The organism is Pseudoalteromonas rubra, from assembly GCF_000967655.1.
GTDB classification, from domain to species: Bacteria; Pseudomonadota; Gammaproteobacteria; order Enterobacterales; family Alteromonadaceae; genus Pseudoalteromonas; species Pseudoalteromonas rubra_A.
Map to the genome: position 1 here is coordinate 1 of NZ_JXYA01000031.1, position 18,862 is coordinate 18,862.

At 50.0% G+C, this 18,862-nt stretch carries 16 protein-coding genes and 1 other RNA gene; 6 read left to right on the plus strand and 11 right to left on the minus strand.

Annotation, left to right across the window (positions count from 1 at the left end; translation table 11 throughout):
• Positions 1–13 precede the first annotated feature (13 nt).
• The 8 genes from TW77_RS13615 to rapA all read right to left on the minus strand — a co-directional run bounded on the left by TW77_RS13615 (position 14) and on the right by rapA (position 6,887).
• Complete coding sequence (locus tag TW77_RS13615) at positions 14–307, minus strand: esterase/lipase family protein (RefSeq protein ID WP_046005533.1); 294 nt, start codon at positions 305–307, stop codon at positions 14–16.
• Between the two features lies 1 nt (position 308).
• Entirely contained in the window at positions 309–875 is a 567-nt protein-coding gene (locus TW77_RS13620; protein WP_046005534.1) for a hypothetical protein, read from the minus strand.
• A 720-nt stretch (positions 876–1,595) separates the two neighbouring features.
• Positions 1,596–1,865, minus strand: a complete 270-nt coding sequence (locus TW77_RS13625) for a hypothetical protein (protein WP_046005535.1) — start codon at positions 1,863–1,865, stop codon at positions 1,596–1,598.
• Positions 1,855–2,382 carry a hypothetical protein gene (locus TW77_RS13630; RefSeq protein ID WP_046005536.1) on the minus strand — a complete coding sequence of 176 codons (528 nt, stop codon included), beginning with the start codon at positions 2,380–2,382 and terminating at the stop codon, positions 1,855–1,857. Before TW77_RS13630 ends, TW77_RS13625 begins: the two co-directional genes overlap by 11 nt.
• Positions 2,383–2,384: 2 nt before the next feature.
• The gene (locus TW77_RS24305) at positions 2,385–2,627 is read right to left on the minus strand and encodes a helix-turn-helix transcriptional regulator (RefSeq protein WP_240479493.1); all 243 of its coding nucleotides are present in this window, start codon (positions 2,625–2,627) and stop codon (positions 2,385–2,387) included.
• Positions 2,628–2,895: 268 nt separating this feature from the next.
• The gene (locus tag TW77_RS13640; RefSeq protein WP_046005537.1) at positions 2,896–3,132 is read right to left on the minus strand and encodes a hypothetical protein; all 237 of its coding nucleotides are present in this window, start codon (positions 3,130–3,132) and stop codon (positions 2,896–2,898) included.
• Positions 3,133–3,159: 27 nt separating this feature from the next.
• Positions 3,160–3,777 (minus strand): hypothetical protein, encoded by a 618-nt coding sequence (locus TW77_RS13645; RefSeq protein ID WP_046005538.1) that lies wholly within the window; start codon positions 3,775–3,777, stop codon positions 3,160–3,162.
• Between the two features lie 215 nt (positions 3,778–3,992).
• Positions 3,993–6,887: an RNA polymerase-associated protein RapA gene (gene rapA / locus TW77_RS13650; RefSeq protein WP_046005539.1), complete on the minus strand. Its 2,895-nt coding sequence runs from the start codon at positions 6,885–6,887 to the stop codon at positions 3,993–3,995.
• Between the two features lie 386 nt (positions 6,888–7,273).
• Here rapA and TW77_RS13655 point away from each other — a divergent pair, with 386 nt between their 5' ends.
• The 3 genes from TW77_RS13655 (at position 7,274) to TW77_RS13665 (ending at position 13,403) form a co-directional block, all read left to right on the plus strand.
• On the plus strand, positions 7,274–8,674 hold the full coding sequence (locus tag TW77_RS13655) for a PhoH family protein (protein ID WP_046005540.1): 1,401 nt from the start codon (positions 7,274–7,276) through the stop codon (positions 8,672–8,674).
• 117 nt (positions 8,675–8,791) lie between these two features.
• Positions 8,792–12,496 (plus strand): response regulator, encoded by a 3,705-nt coding sequence (locus TW77_RS13660; protein ID WP_156158672.1) that lies wholly within the window; start codon positions 8,792–8,794, stop codon positions 12,494–12,496.
• Positions 12,497–12,500: 4 nt separating this feature from the next.
• On the plus strand, positions 12,501–13,403 hold the full coding sequence (locus TW77_RS13665; RefSeq protein WP_046005541.1) for a GGDEF domain-containing response regulator: 903 nt from the start codon (positions 12,501–12,503) through the stop codon (positions 13,401–13,403).
• A gap of 43 nt (positions 13,404–13,446) precedes the next feature.
• On the opposite strand, the gene TW77_RS13670 is transcribed toward TW77_RS13665, so the two are convergent.
• Together TW77_RS13670 and TW77_RS13675 are read right to left on the minus strand one after the other, a co-directional pair.
• On the minus strand, positions 13,447–13,809 hold the full coding sequence (locus TW77_RS13670; protein WP_046005542.1) for a DUF3192 domain-containing protein: 363 nt from the start codon (positions 13,807–13,809) through the stop codon (positions 13,447–13,449).
• 633 nt (positions 13,810–14,442) lie between these two features.
• Positions 14,443–15,390 carry a D-2-hydroxyacid dehydrogenase gene (locus TW77_RS13675; RefSeq protein ID WP_046005543.1) on the minus strand — a complete coding sequence of 316 codons (948 nt, stop codon included), beginning with the start codon at positions 15,388–15,390 and terminating at the stop codon, positions 14,443–14,445.
• Positions 15,391–15,528: 138 nt separating this feature from the next.
• Here TW77_RS13675 and zntR point away from each other — a divergent pair, with 138 nt between their 5' ends.
• The 3 genes from zntR to TW77_RS13690 all read left to right on the plus strand — a co-directional run bounded on the left by zntR (position 15,529) and on the right by TW77_RS13690 (position 18,380).
• The gene (gene zntR, locus TW77_RS13680; protein ID WP_046005544.1) at positions 15,529–15,942 is read left to right on the plus strand and encodes a Zn(2+)-responsive transcriptional regulator; all 414 of its coding nucleotides are present in this window, start codon (positions 15,529–15,531) and stop codon (positions 15,940–15,942) included.
• A complete protein-coding gene (locus tag TW77_RS13685) occupies positions 15,929–17,149 on the plus strand; it encodes an SO_0444 family Cu/Zn efflux transporter (protein WP_046005545.1) in 1,221 nt (406 codons plus the stop codon). The genes zntR and TW77_RS13685 overlap by 14 nt, the downstream gene beginning before the upstream one ends.
• Before the next feature lie 133 nt (positions 17,150–17,282).
• Positions 17,283–18,380: a lysophospholipid acyltransferase family protein gene (locus TW77_RS13690; protein ID WP_046005546.1), complete on the plus strand. Its 1,098-nt coding sequence runs from the start codon at positions 17,283–17,285 to the stop codon at positions 18,378–18,380.
• A 99-nt stretch (positions 18,381–18,479) separates the two neighbouring features.
• Here the strand turns inward: TW77_RS13690 and ssrS are convergent.
• Positions 18,480–18,662, minus strand: a non-coding RNA gene (ssrS, locus tag TW77_RS24600) — 6S RNA.
• Between the last annotated feature and the right edge of the window lie 200 nt (positions 18,663–18,862).

Below are 18,862 nucleotides of genomic sequence, written 5' to 3' on the forward strand. Positions count from 1 at the left end.
ACGAAGTATGCTCTCACCCTGGGGCATCTACGGCCACAAAGTTTTTCACCTTATGATTAAAGCCTTCCTTTTCCAGGTAGGCCAGTGCCAGTCGTCCGGCTACGCCGCCCATAGAATGTCCGACTAAACGAATTTCACTGCTCTGCGCGGCCAGTGTTTTAAGGGCCGAAGCCAGTGCTCTGGCATTGTGGCGAATTCCGTCATCCTGGCTGGCATAGCGAAACACCACCAGATCATAGCCTTTGTTGTACACAGAACGATAATGGGACTCATGCATTCTGGTGTTTTCTGCAAATTTATCTAACACCTCACGCTCTGCGGGCACCTGATTGGGTGTAAAAACCCTGCATGTTAAAATTGTAGCCCTGCACCAGCACTATGGGTTTATTCAGTCGGTTATCCTGACCATACCGAATACTGATATGGCCGCCGGTTTCATCGAACGGGCGCGACACGGCTTCTTCACAGATCCGATAGCGGCGCTCATGAGGGGCAATGCTGTTGGCGCCGAGTGTCAGCCCATCGTCGTAAAGTACAGGATCGTCTGTACCAACGGGTTGTTGATCATCCCAGCGCCAGCGAATGCAAACATAGCGATAACGTACCACTTGTGTGCTAAAGCTACGATCGGGCTGTGTGGCATAGCCACTGCTGAACCGACTTTGGGTTGGGGACAGGTCCGGGCCATGACACAGTGACGGCTTTGCTCTGTCCCCTTGTGCTTCTGTTTCCTCGAGGGATGTGTGCGATTGCGGTGCCGCCTGGCAGCCCCCGAAAGACGCTGTCGGGTAAGGCTGGTCACTGGCACTGGCAAAGCCACTCACTAAGGCCATCACAGAAATGGGCAGGGCCCGGTATAAGTGTCGTTTAAACATCAAATCTCCTTTTACACAAAGTTAACATGGTTGATTTGAAATTTAAAATATCATCACCCGTTATTATTAAATTAATTGTTTGCATACCAAGCTGGGGTAATGAAATTTTCTCAGCTTCGGCCTAAATCCCGGTGGATTAAAAAACTGCTTAGGATGAAAAAAGGGTAAGTTCAAAATATTTGTTGTTAAAGCGCTGGTATTGCTGGGTTAGCTGAAAGCGGGTGGTGCAGCGAGTTTTTTTGCTTCATTCAATGGTGAAAGTAGCGAGCGGCAATGTACATTTATGGATATATTCATAAATGTACACCAGAAACATATTACTGCTTGCATGACTTCAGCAAACCAGAGTTACTTTGTTGGTAAATCAGGGCTTTTTGCGCTGTAAATCTTTGGAGGTAAGTCCGGACTACCAGCGCCGCTGCCTGTAACTTTATGTAGTAGCTGAAATGATAGTGTATTTCTATTCATAGATAATGCCTTTTATCGTTCATCATAAAGCGCGGTGTCACTCGGAAGTACTGCCTGACTTTATGAATATATCCATAAGTGTCGTTAAAAAATTTTAGTCAGAGTCCTTAATAACAGAGATGACTCTTCTGGGAATATCAGGGCTAAAAGCCGGGCCACCTGCGCCACCTTTGATGGTTTTTAATAAATAATAGTGTATTTCACAATTTTTCATTAATTTAATCCTGTCTAATAAATTCACAAAAGCAGGGGTTACTTTTTTGCTGTCTTTTTACTGGTTGCAGTAGCTATATCCACAGATTTCATCCTGCCTGGTAGACTAGGGCTTCCTCCTGGACCACCTGTGCCGCCTTTGATAGCTTTTGTTAAGTAATGTGGAATCTCACAATTACTCACTATTTCATCTTTTTTTGTCTCTTTCGGGTCTATCAATCGAGGTGGAATACCTGGACTTCCTGCCGGGCCACCGGCGCAGCCTATAACTTTTATTAAAAAGTAATCTGGAATGACTTTACTTTTCATAGCTTAAATTTCCTTCTCTTATTGGGGTTTTAGCTGCATAGGTTAACAGCGTTAGCGACATTAAAATATGTAAAAAGGTACTCACAAAATCTCGGACGAATAACTTAATATAAAGGTTATCAATTATGTATTGCTTATAGAGTAAAATCTCAATGTAGGTAACGGTGTTAATAAGTATTGAAACAGAAAATATACAAAATATTGCACCTTCCTGTAATGAAAAGTAGTGGTTTTCATAGACTCGGTTAAAATACTCAACACCCGTTCTATCATACAACCAGCCAGCAAGGGGCTTTCGATAAATGATGGGAAGTAGGAATACAAAGCTGATCGCTACACACCAGATATAAAAATGGGTATGCCAGGTTAATACTATTGGAACCATTAACTCATCGATCAGCTCCACAGAGGCAAAGGTAATCAGAAACCATCTGGCACATTCATAGCGCCAGGTTTTGATCAGTGCAAACAGCATAATTGGCAGCTGCATATAAGTAACAAAGGTATAAATATCCATGGTTAATCCTGCTTTTTAATGCTGTCCTTGTGTGCTTGTTCTGAATCCGTGTTGTCCCTTTCAGGCAAAAACCCAAGATAGGCTGCAAAGATATCTTTACCGCATATCAGCATAATTTCAAACATTTGTACATGGGTTAAATCTGTGCGGCCGGATTCCCAGTTGCTGATGGTACTCTGATCGACGCCGAGCTTTTTTGCCAGGCCTTGCTGGGACAGGCCCATTTCCTGTCGAACTTTACGCAAGGAAACCCTGACCTGGTCTCGGAATTTGTTAACCTTATCTTTCCTTAGGTTTGTATTGTTCTTCATTATTGTGACCGCGCCTCCCTGACAGGCATGCAAATCGAAAGTAACAGACGGATAGATTTTGAAAATGTAACATTTGGTTAATTTTGTGTCAATTATGTTGTTTTTGTTTTAAACGGGCTTGTTCGGGGTGAATGAGCGAAGCAGGGCACACCGCGCCCCGGCAATTTGCATACCGCGTTGGGTAGACAGAAAAGCGTATTACTTAGCTACCTTTATGCTCTTTGGGTAGCTCCTTGCGAGAGTTCAGAATAACGATGGCGATATAGACCAGGGTGACATAAAAATTCACGAACGGGATCAGTGAGGCGATCAGCGCCACTTTCTTACTGTAGTGGTATTTGTGTGCAATGGTTAAGTTCACGATAACAAACAAGATAGCCTGAACTGCGAACATAAATGGGGCGAGCGATAACTCGCCGTTTCTGAGCATGTCTAACATAGTAGAGTCTTCATTCTTATAATGGGTTTAATTGATAGGCGTTATTTCAATACGCAGATGCTGCGCCGTGTCATCCAGATGTTTCACCCTGAAATCTAAATGATACTCAGCCGCTTTTTCCAGAAACTGTTGCTGCCTGGCGCGCGAAGAAAACGTATAAATGCCCTTAAAAGTCGTGCCTGCATCAGCAATCGGGTTGCCATCGGCGTCTGACGCACTGCCGGGCACATAACTGAATCTCAGTCTGGCACTGGCAAGCGTTGGGGCTTTCATCACAATATGAGAGCCGTCTGCAAATTCAAACCGCAATTCCATACCTGCCAAATCGATGAATGGATTCAATGCGCCAAACATACTATCCATGATAGACGTGATTTGAGTGCCATAATACGTCACCGTCTCATTGTCTTTTATCCAGTCGTCAAATCTTTGCCGGCTGCTGGGGTTTCGTGCCAGCTCCCAGGCCGAATTAAACGGGTAATATCCGGGTCCCGCACAGGCATTACCCGGCACCTTGATTTTAGCGACCATCCGAAGGTTATTGTCTGTGCGGGCACTAGGCGTAGCTGCCGTCATAACAACCGGGGCGTCTATGCCTGCGGTATTGTGCTCAGACGCGGCAACAGGGCCTGCAAGTGAGAGCATGACGAGCACGGGGAGTCTGTTCAAAATCATCGTTGCTTTTTTTAGTATTCTTGGTGGCATATTAACGGGTAATGTTACTGGTTTGTACCAAAAACATCAAAGACCATCGCTCGCCGTTTCGAACTGTGACTTGTGGCGTATTATCTGACTGATGGAGGAGAGTGTGGGGCACGCACAAAAGCCGTGCCCCGGATGGTTTTTTTAAAGGCTGTGCCTTAGTGCGCTACTACAATCAGGCGAATGGCGTCCAGTTTAACCTGCGCCTTGCTGATGTGCTCGCTCAGTGCGCTGCGCTGTTTGTCGAATACCTGAATTTCTTCGTCGCGGATATTCGGGTTAACGGCTTTCAGTGCCTGCAAGCGGGCCTGTTCGTCGCCCAGACGAGTTTCCATTTGTGCCTGCGCCGCCTGTTGCAACTCAGCCATCTGTGCTTTGGCCTGCTCTTCGGCTTTGCTGATCAGCGGGTGAATACCAGATTGCAGGGCATTGGCCAGCTTACTGGCGGTCTGTCTGCCAACCGCAGAAAGCTGGTTGTTAAAGGCATCAAAGGCCACATTTTGTGCCAGGTCGTTACCGCTTTTGTCCATCAGTACTCGGATAGGCGTTGGTGGCAGGAAGCGACCAATTTGCAGTGATTTAGGCGCAGAAGTTTCGGCCACAAAGATCAGCTCAACAAAGAAAGTACCCACCGGCAACTTGTTGTTTTTCAACAAAGCAACGGATGCACAACCAAAGTCGTCGTCACAGATCATGTCCATCACGCCTTCAACCATAGGGTGGTCCCAGCTGATAAACTGTGCATCTTCCTGTGACAGTGAGGTGCCACGGTCAAAGGTCACGGTAATGCCATCGTCTTTCAGGCAAGGGAACGACGGGTTCAGCATATGCTCTGTGGGTTTCAGGATAATGGTGTTTTCACCTTTGTCTTCCTGATTGACACCAAAGATATCGAATACATTGATCATGTAAGTCGGCAGCACTACGTCGTCGTCCAGCGTTTCAATTTCCTCAACGATACGGTCCGCTTTGCCCATGCCGCTTGAGTGCAGTTCCAGCAGGCGGTCACGGCCTTGTTCCATCTTGGCGCGTAGTACCGTGTTTTGCTTGGCAACCTGTTCAAGTAACGGGTCGAGCGCTTCTTCGTCGCAGTTATGCGCTGCTACCAGCTCCAGCAAGTCGTCTGAGAACTCTTTGTACAGTAGCTGGCCGGTGGTGCTGGTGGTTTCGAAGGCATCCAGCGCTTCGTCGTACCAGCGCAATAATACCTCCTGTGCGGTATTTTCGAAGTAAGGCACGTGAATGTTTACATCCTGTTGCTGACCAATGCGGTCAAGGCGACCAATACGTTGCTCCAGCAGATCTGGGTTGAGTGGCAGATCAAACAGCACCAGGTGATGGGCAAACTGGAAGTTACGACCTTCCGAGCCAATTTCTGAACACAACAGCACCTGGGCTGAGTCATATTCGTCGGCAAAGTAGGCCGCTGCTCGGTCACGCTCTATGATCGACATTCCCTCGTGGAACACCGCCGACTTAATGCCTTCGCGTTCGCGCAGAGTTTGCTCCAGACTGATGGCGGTTTGTGCTTCGGCACAGATCAGCAACACTTTTTGCTGTTTCAGCTCTTTGAGTTTGTCGATCAGCCAGGCAACGCGCGGGTCGAACTGCGTCCAGCTGGCGCTTTCGCCTTCAAACTCCTGGAAGATTTTTTCCGGGAACAGGGCGCGCAGGGCACTTTTTTCGGCGCTCTGAATACCGCCAATGTTACCCATCACAGAAATGGCGGTTTTGTACTGCTTCGGCATTTCTACCGGGCAGGCGTGCAATTTACGGCTTGGGTAGCCGTCGATGCCACTGCGGCTGTTACGGAACAAAATACGGCCCGTACCGTGTCTGTCTAACAGGTTGTTCAGCAGTGTCTGCTTAGCTGTTTCTTCGCCTTGTTCAACCTGACTCAGCAGGTCGCTGATGTCGGTTTCTTTTAGCAGCTCACTCAGGGTTGCCTTGGCTTTGTCGTCAAGTTTGCCATCCTGCAGCAGTTTATTGGCGGCATCGGCCACTTCTTTGTAGTGGCTTTCTTCTTCTACAAAGGCGTCGTAATCGTAGAATCTGTCCGGGTCAAGCAATTGCAGACGCGCAAAGTGGCTGCGGTGACCAAGCTGATCAGGTGTGGCGGTAAGCAGGATAAGGCCGGCAATGTCCTGGCTCAGCTCGGCAATACGCTGATACTCTGTACTGGGTTTGTCTTTTTCGACCGTCAGGTGGTGGGCTTCATCCACAACCAGCAAATCCCAGTCGGCCAGTGTGGCTTGCTCAAACCAGCGGCGTTTCTTGGTGATAAACTCCAGGCTGACCAGCACCAGTTGCTCGGTTTCAAACACGTTGGGTGAATCCGCGAAGGCTTCATCGCAACGGTCTTCATCAAAAATAGAAAAGTGCAGGTTAAAGCGGCGCAGCATCTCAACCAGCCACTGGTGTTGCAGGCTCTCTGGCACCACAATCAACACGCGGCTGGCACGGCCAGTGAGGATCTGTTGATGTAAGATCATACCTGCTTCGATGGTTTTACCTAAGCCTACTTCGTCCGACAGCAAAACCCGTGGCGCGAAACGTTTACCCACTTCGTCGGCAATATAAAGCTGGTGTGGGATCAGGCTGGCGCGCTGACCTATTAACCCTTTTAAATGAGACTGCTGGCGGCTGAACTGATGCTGCCAGGTTTGATAGCGTAGGGTGTAGCGGTCGAAACGGTCAACCTGGCCTGCAAATAAGCGATCCTGTGGCTTATTAAACTTAATAAAGTGATCCAGAAAGGTCTCTTTTAGCGTGACCGGCTCTTCTGTGTCCAGACGTTCGCCGTGGTAGCATAGCAGGTCGCCTTGTTCTTCAACCTTTTCAACACGCATTTCCCATTCGTCAACACAGCGGATCACATCACCGGGATTAAAAATCACGCGGGTAACCGGGGCTTCCTGCACAGAATACACGCGGTTTTCACCGCTGGCGGGAAACAATATAGTCATCTGGCGACCTTCCAGTGCCACTATGGTGCCCAATCCTAAATCTGATTCAGTATCACTGATCCAGCGCTGACCTAAGGAAAAATTCATGCTTGTCTCGTCTCGCGGAAAAAAGGCGGCCATGGTACCGAGAAGCACCGCCTTGTTCAAGGTTGTGAGAGGACGAGAAACGCGCTTAAAGTGTGATTTTTTTCACTTTAAGCTATTGACCTGCGCGATTGTTTCAGCAGGGGAGATGTATGCTCCTGTTTAGCGCTATTTTGGCCAAGTGTGTTCACGTCTTCACAGCAAAAAATAAGCATAGCTCAGTTGCTCAAAATTGACGTATTTAACTCAAACCGTCATCTGGGGTGCTTATCTTAACTGTCATAAAAACGACTTTTGTGACAAATAGACTAAACTTAAGGTAAGGACACAGACTTGCGTGGCGACCAAGTCTTTGTTCAGTAGTAGTTTTCACTAAATAGGAACGCACTATGGGAAATGATGACCTCGACCGGAAAATGTATGTGTTAGATACCAACGTACTCCTTCACGAACCCCTCGCTTTCTTTTCATTTCAGGAACACGACGTAGTAATCCCCATGACAGTTCTGGAAGAACTGGACCACATAAAAGACAGAAAACGCGATGTCAGCAGCGATGCCAGGGTGGCGATTCGCAGTCTTGACGACGTGTTACGTGATGCATCACCTGAGCAAATGCTCGAAGGTGTTGCCCTGCCTAAAGTGCAGCGCGACACCCATAAACCCGCCAGCAGTGGCAAGCTCATTGTGATCAATGACCACTTGTATCCCGATAGCATCTCCGGGTTGCCTGGCAACGAAAACGACCACCGCATTATTAACTGCGCCATACAGTTACAAAAGCAATACTCAGACAAAAAAGTGGTGCTGGTCACCAAAGACATCAATATGCGCCTGAAGGCCAAAGGGGCCGGGCTCAAGTTTGTTGAAGATTATCGTACCGATCAGTTGATTGACGACATTAACCTGCTGACCTCAGGATACAACAAATTTAGCGGCGACTTTTGGGCCAATGTAGGCGAATGCCAGACCGAGCAGCAGGGGCGTTACACCTTGCACCAGGTGCCCGCCAAACTGATGCCCGAAGTGTTTGTTAATGAATACTTGATAGACGAGGGTGAGCATTTTGCTGCCCGTGTGACGGGTTACGACGCCGAGCACGTCACCCTCAAGGACATTAGTGTAGAGCGATTGATGCACCAGCAGGCCTGGGGCGTTTCTCCTAAGAATGTGTATCAGGGCATGGCGCTCGATGCGCTGCTTGACCCCAACATTGAACTGGTGATCCTGACCGGTCCGGCAGGCTGCGGTAAAACGCTGCTGGCGCTGGCCAGTGCGCTGGAAATGATCATTGAAAAGGGCGTGTATGATAAAGTGATTGTGACGCGTAATACGCCGGAAATTGCGGAGAGCATCGGCTTTTTACCAGGCACGGAAGAAGAAAAAATGGCCCCTTGGCTGGCCGCTATCACAGATACCCTGGAGGTGCTGCACAAACACGATGAGAGCCCCATTTCGAGTCGTAACTACATCATGGAAAAGGCTAACATTCAGTTTAAGTCGGTCAACTTTATGCGCGGGCGTAGCATTCAGAATGCGGTGGTGATCCTGGATGAAAGCCAGAACCTTACGGCCTCGCAGCTGAAAACCATTATTACCCGCTGTGGTGAAGGCACTAAACTTATCTGTACCGGTAACCTGGCACAGATAGACAGCAACTACCTCACCCCGGTTACCTCGGGACTGACCTATATTGTGGAGCGTTTTAAGGACTTTGAAGGCTCTGCCACCATTAACCTTAACGGCGTGGTAAGAAGTCGTCTGGCTTCATTTGCCGAGCAAAACTTGTAACACCGGGCGGGCCAGTATGGCCCGCTTTTTTCGCTTTGTGGCGCTGCAAACTCACTTGAAAGATTGGCAACTGCTCGTTACTCTTGCTAAAACAAGGAACTAACGTCGAGCTGCTGCGTGCCGCAATTTCTCCCTCTTAAGAACTATCGTAAGGCGATAAGTGTTGCCTTGCTGGTACCTATGCTGCTGGCCGTGGTGCTGTGCTTTCACCTTTATCAGATTAAGCTTGAGCGCCAGTATCAGGTCTATCAGGCGCAGTTTTTTGTGCTCGCCGGACAAGTTGAGCAGGAAACCCTGGCAGCACAAACCGTGATCACCAGTATTCGCAATAGCCTGTCTGAGCCCATACGCTATGAGCTGGATGCCGACTGGCAGCAGAACATTCGCCAGCAGGCCGGTTATTTTTATCGCCAGCTGCCCGATAATGGCGGCGAGGTGGTCGGGCTTGGCCGTTTTGTTCCAACTCCGGAGCTGGTTGCGCAGTGGCAGCAGATCATGGCGCTGGGCCCCAGTTTTAACACGGCACTGGCATTGATCGACGAGCTTGAAGCGGTTGTTTTTGTTCAGGACAATGGGTTTGCCTTTGTGAAACGCCGTGATACCAGTCAGAGCAATCTGCTGACGGCCATCGTCGAGTCGCGCTTTACACCGCAATTCAGTCAGGGGATCACTGCCACCAGCATGCCAACCCGGGTTTTTGGTAAGCGCTATTTTGCATTGGGTCAGCGTCTGGCCAGTGGCTCGTTGTCGCAAATTTTGCTGATCTACGATGTAGATAAATTGGCAGGCCGGTTGCAGCATATGGCTTTTGGCGGCGGAGGGTTGGCGTTAAAGGGCACCCAGCCGGGTGTGACGCTGGCCACCAGCAAAGACTACCAGGAGATTGCAGAAGCTGAGGTACGCGCAGCAAAGTTGCCCTGGGACGGTGGTGTGCAGTTTAGCTATCGCCCTGCGGCTCAGCCTTTCACCCTGAACTTTGCGCAGGATGAAGCCAGCTTTTCTGCACCGGCTCGATACGAAGCACTGCTTGAGCTGGGTTTTCTGATCCTGTTTATTGTCTTCACGTTCGCCGCTTATGTGTGGCTCAACGCGCAGGTGTTTATCCGACCACTTAAGCACTTTGTGCGATATCTGACCTACCAGGAGAATACTCCCCAAGCGACTATGGACTATGCGGTTCCTAAAGACTGGCAACCCTGGTTTTTAGAGATTAAGCGAGTGGTGACGCAAAAGCGCAATGCGCTGCAACAATTGCAGGACAATAACGCAAAGCTGGATGAGCAGGTGCAGCAGCAGAAGAAAGCCCTGTCACGCAGTTTAGAAGCCAAAGAGCGCCAGGCTGCTTTACTGAAAACTGTCCTCAACTCAGTGCCTGATCTGGTTTACTACAAGAATATCGATGGCTCTTTTATTGGCTGTAACGAGGCTTTTGAGCGCTTTATCGGGATTTCTCAGGTTGACCTGGTGGCCCGTGAACATCAGGAAGTAACGGAGCGACATCTGGCTTTGCTGGATCTGGAACAGGCCATGAATCGCCAGGGGCAGAGCCTGACCGATACCCTGGAGCTGGAGGGGAGTAGTTACCTGATCACGGTGTCGCCTTTGTATAATGACTTGCGCAAGCGCATTGGTACTTTAGGGGTTGCGCGGGATATCAGCGAGCAGCAACAGGCTTTGACTGCATTGCGGGCATCGGAGCAGAATTTTAAAGCCGCTATTGAGTATGCGCCTAACGGGGTGATTTTATTGTCTGTCGATCGCCTGGTGCTTGAACTGAATCGGGCGGCACGTAAGTTATTCACGCGCGTTGATATTGGCAGCAGCCTGTATAGCGTATTCGAGGATGCCGATGTGGAGGCGCTCAATGATGTGCTGGATCATTGCCTGCAGGAGCGCCAGGGCGCCAGCGAGTTGAGCCTGGCTCAGCAAGACCCCAAACGCTGGCTGCATCTCAGTGTCTCTTTGGTCTGGGACAAGCAAAAGAACCCCAAATATTTTGTGATCCACATTCAGAACGTCACCGCGCTGATCCGTGCCCGACTGGATGCCGAGCGGGCCAACCATGCCAAAAGTCGCTTTATTGCCAATATCAGCCACGAGATCCGCACACCCATCAATGCCATTTTAGGCATGGTAAGCATTCTTAAGAGTGAGCTGGATGCCAGTAAAGAGCAGCAGAAATTGGAGCAAATAGAGCGCGCCGCCCAGCAATTACTGGCGATGCTCAATGATATTCTGAATTTTGCGCGGCTCGAAAGTGGTCAGGGTAAGCCCAACAACCAGCCGTTTTGCCTGGTCGACTTGGTAACCAGCCTGAGTGGCTTTATTACCCCGCTGAGCAGTGCCAAACAACTGGCGTTTGAGATAGAAGTAGACCCGTTTATCTGGCCAAGGTTGATTGGTGATGAGGCGCGTATCAAACTGGTGCTGATGAACCTGCTGGGCAATGCGGTGAAGTTTACTGAGCATGGCCGGGTTGGAGTAAGCCTGTCTTTGCAACCTGACATACAAGCGTCCGGGCAGGCCATCAAGTTTTGCGTCTGGGATACCGGTCCTGGGATCAGTGAGCGCGATCAGGCGCGTTTGTTTGATGCCTTTACACAGGGCAATGAGAGTAGCTCGCGAACTCATGAAGGGATAGGGCTTGGTCTGGCGATAGTGAAGCAGGTGATCCAGTTATTGGGCGGGGAAATTACGCTATGCAGCAAGCCCGAGGTTGGCAGCCGCTTTGAGTTTACCCTGCAACTGGAGCGCGCCGCATTACCCGATGATGAACATCAAAAGTCCCTGTTTGTGATCTCAGACGAGCAGTCACCATTGCCTTATCTGACACATCAGGGGAGCCGTCAGGGCAGTGTGGCTGATTTCAAAGCGCTGTGCACAGCGGCTTCAGTTCACTATCTGGCGAGTGACAATCCTGCCCATATTGCGGCATTGAGTCAGACTGAGTCTGGCCTGCATGCGCACTGGCTGGTGCCCGACACCGCCGCATGTACTGACGTTTTACCAGCTAACTCCGACGCCCTCAGGTTATTTGCGCCGGTGTTTTATCAAAGTCTGAGCACCTGCTCACTGGAAGCGCCCAGAGCAGCGCCACCAGAACCCTGCTTGTTATCACCCTTGCTGTGTATTGTGGTCGATGACAACCCGGTGAATCTGGATATCAGTACCACAGTTTTGCAGCAGCGCGGTGCAACTGTGGTTGCGCTGGGCAATGCAGAGCAAATTGTCGATATTTGCCAGAAGTTGCGCCCCGATGTGGTGCTGATGGATTTATACATGCCCAATATCGATGGTTATGAAGCCAGCCGGCAGCTGCGTCGCCACTTTGACCGCGACACTTTGCCCATTATCGCCTTGACTGCCAATGCCCATGAACAGGAAAAACAACAGGCCATGGCGACCGGTTTAAATGGCTTTCTGGTCAAGCCTGTGACCCCTGCAGACTTGTGTGCCGCGCTACAGGATTACGTGCCGGAAAGCGAGGTTATCTTTGATCACCCCTTTGCACTGGCCCAAATGATGGGGAAAGAGGCGCTGGTGCGCACTATGCTGGAAAAGTTTGCTAAGCTTTGTGAAGAGTACGTGACTACTTTGCACAACACACACAGTGCGCCTGAACTCGTTAGTCTGGCACATACCATTAAAGGCTCGGCAGCTGGACTGGGGCTGCGCCGTTTAGCTGCTCAGGCACGGGAGTGTGAAACTGCTGCAAAGCAAGCGCAGCAAGCAGCAATTGAGCAGATATCTGATGAGCAAGCGCAGTTGCTGGCAGCCGCAGAACAAACTTTGTGTTTTATTTCGTTTTGGTTAAAAGGATAAGAAAATGCACAAATCGGCCCATATTCTGGTCTTAGATCCGGACCCGCTTAACCGGGTAGTGTTGCAAAATACCCTGGAAGAAACCTATCTGGTGACGCTGAGCTCAACACCAGAGCAGGCTCTGACCCAACTTAAAGGCACGGGGGTTGATTTGATCATCATGGACAATCAACAACTGGGTGATGCTGGCGAGGTATTTTTGCAGGCGTTAAAAGCCAATGCAGAGACCGTCCAACTGCCTGTGATAGTGATCTCTGCAAGTGCCAGTTTTTTGGATGAAGCGCAGAGCCTTCAGCAGGGCGCTGTCGACTATATTACTAAGCCGTTTAACCCCAATATCGTAAAAGCCCGGGTAAAAATTCATCTGGCCATCAAGCAGCGTAACGATCAGCTCAGCCAGCAAGCGCTGATAGATGGCATGACATCACTGCCCAATCGTCGGGCGCTGGATCAAACTCTGGCAACCTTCTGGCGACAGTGTGCGTCGGGTGTTCGGCCGCTGGCGGTATTTGTGCTGGGGGTAGATCACTTTGAGCGATATAACCAGCTGTTTGGCCATATCCGGGGCGATGAATGCCTGTATAAGATTGCGCAGGTTGTTGCCGGGCTTATCAGTAATATGGATGGGTTTACGGCCCGTTATGATGGCGGACGCTTTGTTGCATTGCTGCGTGATATCAGTGAAATGGAGGCGCAAGAGGTCGCAGAGGCCATGCACAAAGCGGTGGCAGCGCTGGCTATTCGCCATCCTCAATCGCCAATTTGTGCGCATGTGACTGTGAGTGTTGGGATTTGCTACACCAAAGCAGACTTCTCAAGAGTACACCGGGATCCGCTTGATTTGGCCGCAACCGCACTGAACGAAGCACGCGAACGGCAACAAAAAGCGGTGCTCAGTGTGGTGTGAACGGTTCAGAGCGCGTTTACTCTGAACCGACAGGTGATTTAGGTTACAGCAGGTGTGCCATAGCTGTATCGCCAAATCCAACGAGTTTGCTGTCTTTAAACAGTAAAGGTGTGCACTCGTCTTTGGTCACAACGCCGTCTGAGTGCTTACTGTTGGTGGCAAAGTAAAGTACCTGATAAACGGTATCTCCCTTCGACACCATGTCTGTGTATTCAGGTGTGCCCAGCTTGCTCAGCACGCTCTGGTATTCAGTGCCGATTTTTAGTTGGCTGATCTTTTCGCGGTTTTCTCTTTGTTCTTTCTTCCAGCTGTGGTGACCGTTATATTCGCCATCTGTGACCGCAACGACACAGCCTGTCAGTGCGGTTGAACTTAATAGCGCAGTTGCGAGTAGTAGTTTTTTCATTTTTATATCCCAGGCTTAGCCGTCTTTATTTTCTTTGAATTATAGTTAGCAAAGAGTTTGCCATATTTTAAATTATTTTAAATCAATGCTTTATGTTTTGCGATAACACCGTCACTAATATTCAGCACTAAATTTTGAATAAATTAACCATTAGTTAGTTAAAAGCACGAAGTGGCCACTGCATCTCATCATGCACGCGATGGGGGAACTATTAACAGGCGAATTGTTGTTTAAAAGATACACCTGCGCTGAAGTCAAATAGTTCCCGGCTCGAAGGCCGGGATGACGGAGTGTGGGCATGCCGATTAGGAGAGATAATAGGTAGGGCTATAAGGGGGCTTTGCGACTCAATACTGCCTATAAGCTGCAACTCTTGCATCCAACTCCAGTCATCCCGCACTCGATGCGGGAACTACTTAAAAGCGACTCATGAGTGACGCCAATCGCACCTATTCTCACATACGCCGCCCGTCATCCCGCACTCGATGCGGGAACTACTTAAAAGCGACTCATGAGTGACAATAAGTGCACCCATTCTCACATACGCCGCGCGTCATCCCGCACTGGATGCGGGAACTACTTAGTGAGCGACACCAATCGCATCCATTCTCACATACGCCGTGCGCCGCAGGGCTACACCAGGCGGTTGTGCTCGCGCCCCTGTAAAAAGCTATCAATATTCTCGGCAATACCTTGGATCAGGCGGGTGATCGACTCCTGACTGGCCCAAGCCGTGTGTGGGGTTAGTAACAAGTTATTGCCCTGATACTGCACCAGCGGGTTATCAGCTGCTGCCGGCTCCACGCTGAGTACATCTACGCCGGCGCCGAGTAGCTGCTTGCTGGCCAGCACATCCGCCAGTGCCTGTTCATTGACAATGCCACCGCGCGCCGTATTCAGTAAGATGGCATGCGCCGGAAGCAGCGCCAGTGTGTCGGCATCAAACAAGTCGCGGGTGGTGTCGGTCAAAGGGCAATGAATAGAGACAATATCGGCGCTGCGCAGCGCTTCGGTAAATTCAACGCGCTCGGCACGCACTGTCTCTTGCCCCGGGCGCTCTGCAATCACGACTTCGGCGCCAAAGGCGCTGGCGACCTTAGCAACCGCCTGGCCAAGGTTACCATAGCCGACTATGACAAAGCGTTTGCCCGACAGGTCGTGAATTGGGTAGTCCAGACGACAAAACAGGTCGCTGCGTTGCCAGGCACCATTGGCACAATCCTGCGCATAGCGGTGAATATTACTCATCAGGTTGCCAAGCAGTGTAAAAGTGTGCAAAACCACAGATGGCGTAGAATAGCCAGCCACATTGGTCACCGCGATATTGTGGGCACGTGCAGCCTCCAGGTCGATATTATTGGTGCCGGTCGCGGCCACGCAGATCAACCTGAGGTTCGGCAGTTGGCTCAGTGTATCGGCATTGAGCACCACCTTGTTGGTCACAACCACCTCTGCGCTCTGTATACGTGACATCAGCTGTTCAGCTGAGGTGGTATCGTACTCGGTGACTGTGCCAAATTTTCTGAGCGGATCCAGGCTAACACCCGCCAGCGTGGCGGCATCTAAAACAACAATATTCATGGTGAGCAAACATTCCTTACTAACAGATGGCGCCGAGTGTATCATTTTTATTGCCAAAGTTTATCTTTGTGCTTGACCTTGAACTCAACTCTAAGGTTTATACTGTGATCAGATTCATAAAGGACGGCAAAACTGACTATGTATAAGATTGGCCATATTGCAAAACAATTGAATGTGTCTACCGACACACTGCGCTATTATGAGCGTCAGGGTCTGTTGCAGGCCAGTGTTCGCAGCCCGGCAGGTTATCGGTTATATGACGATAGCGCGCTTGAGCAGATGCGTTTTATTGTGCGGGCAAAGGCGGTGGGCTTCAGTCTTAGAGATATTCAGGAACTGCTGACCATTAAAATTGATAAACACAATCACAGCTGTGAAGAAGTGAAATCACTCACGTTACAGAAGCTGACGCAAACCCGGCAAAGAATTGAAGAGTTACTGAAATTCGAGCGCTCTCTAAGCGTGCTGGCCGAACGCTGTTGTGGCGGCGAAGAAAGTGCTGATGATTGTTCCATTTTAACCGCGTTGGAGGATGTAGATGGCTCTGCTTGATAATTTTTGGCAACTCTTTTTGGTTTCAGCGCCCTGGCTGATGTTGGGCCTGTTACTTGCTGGTTTGCTTAACGTATTTATTCCCAAAGATTTTTTACAAAAGCACCTGGGTAAAGAAGGGCTCTGGACAACCATCAAGGCGGCTCTGATAGGTGCGCCCATGCCGCTCTGTTCCTGCGGAGTGATTCCGGCTGCCATCGGGTTGCGTCGTGCGGGCGGGTCCAAAAGTGCCACGACTGCTTTTTTGGTATCCACACCCGAAACGGGGGTCGATTCCATCTCGGTTTCTTACGCGCTGCTTGGGCCATTTATGGCCGTGATCCGACCCATTGCTGCGGTAGCCAGTGCGATCACCGCCGGTGTGCTGGTTGGTAAAGACGAGGGCAACGCACAGCCTGCTGTATCAGATGCATCATACAGCGGGTGCTGTGGCAGCTCAGCCAAAAAAGCAGAGGCAGAAAAAAGCAGTTGCTGTGCCACTGAGCCTAAACCGGCGCCAGTGCAATCCAGCAGCTGTTGCGCAAGCCAAACTAAGGCAGAGCTTTCACCGCAAAGCAGCTGTTGCGATAGTCAGCCTGTGCAAAAGCCCGATGAGCAGGCCACGTCCTGCTGTGCATCAGCGCAAGCCAAGCCTGGGCTGTGGCAAAAGCTAGTGTCTGCCGTGCAATTTAGCTGTAACAAATTATTAGCCGATACTATGCAATGGCTACTGATTGGTCTATTCTTTGCTGCCTTAGTACAAACCTATGTTCCCGAAGCCTTTTTGGCTCAGTGGGGCAATGGTATTTTGGCCATGATAGTGGTTATTTTGGTCAGTATTCCAATGTACATTTGTGCCACAGCGTCAACGCCCATTGCGGCAGGTTTATTACTGGCGGGTGTGTCTCCCGGTGCGGTGCTGGTCTTTATGCTGGCAGGTCCTGCCACCAACGTTGCCACCATTGGCGTGGTGGCCAAAGAGCTGGGCCGTCGCGCGGTGTTTGCTTATCTTGGCGCGGTGATTGGTGTGGCAATTATTTTTGGATTTTTGACCGACTGGCTGGTGGCACAGTTTGGCTTTACGGTGGCGCCGATGATGGGACACGACCATGAAGTGCTGCCATATTGGCTAACGCTGGGGTCAGGCGCGGTACTGGCTCTGCTGATGGCGAGGTTGATGCTGCTGGGTATTAAACAACGCTTTTTGCCCGCTCAGGCGTCGGCATAACCTCAGGTGCCTGCATAATACCGCGAGTGATGCAGGCACTTCTGGTCAGACTTGATATTCTTAGCTTCCGATCAGGGGGCACGATAGAATAAGACGTTTTGATGACAACCACCCAATAATAAAGAGTAGTTTAGTGGATAAATACGCAGATATCAGACCTTACAATGACGATGAAGTCCCCGCAGCTTTGCAGCGTTTGCTGGACGATGATCAGTTTATTGATGTGATTGCGGAGCATAACCTGCCCAAATGGCTGGCAGGATGGGACCTGATATCCCGGCCACTGGTGCGCAGCCGGTTGAAGAAAAAGTGGCAGTCAGTCACCAATGTTGAAGCGGTTCAGAATGAAGTAGCCGGTTATCTGTCTATGCTGGTTGAGCGTACCACCAGCAAGGTAACCTATTCAGGCCTGGATAAGCTCGACAAGCAGGGCGCTTATCTGTTTATCTCCAACCACAGAGACATAGTACTGGATCCGGCGTTGGTCAACTGGGGTCTGCATCAGCAAAAAATGCAAACCGTGCGTATTGCCATTGGCGATAACCTGCTTCAGGTGCCTTACATCACAGAGTTGATGCGCTTAAACAAGAGCTTTATTGTGAAGCGCTCAGCCAAAGCACCAAAAGAGATGCTGCGTGCCTTATCTCAGCTGTCTGCGTATATTTATGACTCGCTGGATGAGGGCAACTCAATTTGGATTGCGCAAAAAGAAGGCCGTGCTAAAGATGGCGTCGACTTTACCGATCCGGCATTGCTGAAAATGTTGCAGTTGAATGGGCGTAAGCTAAAACTGCCGTTTGCGGAATATGTGCGTCAGCTCAAGATTGTCCCTGTGTCGATTTCTTATCAGTACGAGCCCTGTGCCGTGTCAAAAGCCCGCGAGCTGTATCATAAACAGCAGTTCGGTGAATATGTGAAAGCCGAAGGCGAAGACATCAGCAGCATCATCGAAGGATTCAGCAGTGATAAAGGCCATGTACATGTGGCGTTTGGCTCACCGATAGACGAAGAATTCGAAACGCCGGAGCAGCTGGCCGAAATCATCGATCAGCAGATTGTCAGCAATTATTATCTGCATTCGAGCAACTACCTGGCCGCCGGCGATGAAAGCCAGAGCAGTGAGCTGGAGAAAAACCGTTTTATGGAAGCGCTGGAGCAAGTACCGGAAGAGTTACGCCAGCTGGTACTATCTATCTACGCGCAGCCCGCCAAACGCAAGTTGTCGCAGTAATCATCTAAAGCGCCTTTCGGGGCGTTTTTTTATGCCTGGCTATTTTTATGTTTGATTGATAGTGCAAGGAGTGGCGGTGCTTTTGCAGCGAAAGGAAAAGGTGTCCCCGGCAACGCGGATGCAGATGTCAGTCCTTGAACCCTAAGGTTCAAGGCGGAAAGCAACAGCCTACCGTAGGCTTCTCGGTACATGCCGAGCCTGCGCAATAGTAAGCAAACTGCGTTCCTAAGAAAAAGTTATCGGCTCAGGGACATCATCCACTGTCCAACGTGCTAGGGAACGATTTCAGTATATAAGACCAAACCGCATCTAGAAACCTTTATTGGCAAATATCCGTAAAAAGTCGTCCGACTGGCGGTGATTTATGCACTTTTTGTATGGCATCTGAACAACGCAAAAAAGTGCGTAGATTATTTGTACACAAACCGACAAGTCGTTGCTGTTGCTATACTTCGGGTGGTAGCATTAACTAAGCAGATCAA

Bases quoted from the DNA above. Each gene is read 5' to 3' on its own strand.
- TW77_RS13620 (WP_046005534.1), bottom strand. From the start codon at position 875: ATGTTTAAACGACACTTATACCGGGCCCTGCCCATTTCTGTGATGGCC.
- TW77_RS13625 (WP_046005535.1), bottom strand. From the start codon at position 1,865: ATGAAAAGTAAAGTCATTCCAGATTACTTTTTAATAAAAGTTATAGGC.
- TW77_RS13630 (WP_046005536.1), bottom strand. From the start codon at position 2,382: ATGGATATTTATACCTTTGTTACTTATATGCAGCTGCCAATTATGCTG.
- TW77_RS13640 (WP_046005537.1), bottom strand. From the start codon at position 3,132: ATGTTAGACATGCTCAGAAACGGCGAGTTATCGCTCGCCCCATTTATG.
- TW77_RS13645 (WP_046005538.1), bottom strand. From the start codon at position 3,777: ATGCTCTCACTTGCAGGCCCTGTTGCCGCGTCTGAGCACAATACCGCA.
- rapA (WP_046005539.1), bottom strand. From the start codon at position 6,887: ATGAATTTTTCCTTAGGTCAGCGCTGGATCAGTGATACTGAATCAGAT.
- TW77_RS13655 (WP_046005540.1), top strand. From the start codon at position 7,274: ATGGGAAATGATGACCTCGACCGGAAAATGTATGTGTTAGATACCAAC.
- TW77_RS13665 (WP_046005541.1), top strand. From the start codon at position 12,501: ATGCACAAATCGGCCCATATTCTGGTCTTAGATCCGGACCCGCTTAAC.
- TW77_RS13670 (WP_046005542.1), bottom strand. From the start codon at position 13,809: ATGAAAAAACTACTACTCGCAACTGCGCTATTAAGTTCAACCGCACTG.
- TW77_RS13675 (WP_046005543.1), bottom strand. From the start codon at position 15,390: ATGAATATTGTTGTTTTAGATGCCGCCACGCTGGCGGGTGTTAGCCTG.
- zntR (WP_046005544.1), top strand. From the start codon at position 15,529: ATGTATAAGATTGGCCATATTGCAAAACAATTGAATGTGTCTACCGAC.
- TW77_RS13685 (WP_046005545.1), top strand. From the start codon at position 15,929: ATGGCTCTGCTTGATAATTTTTGGCAACTCTTTTTGGTTTCAGCGCCC.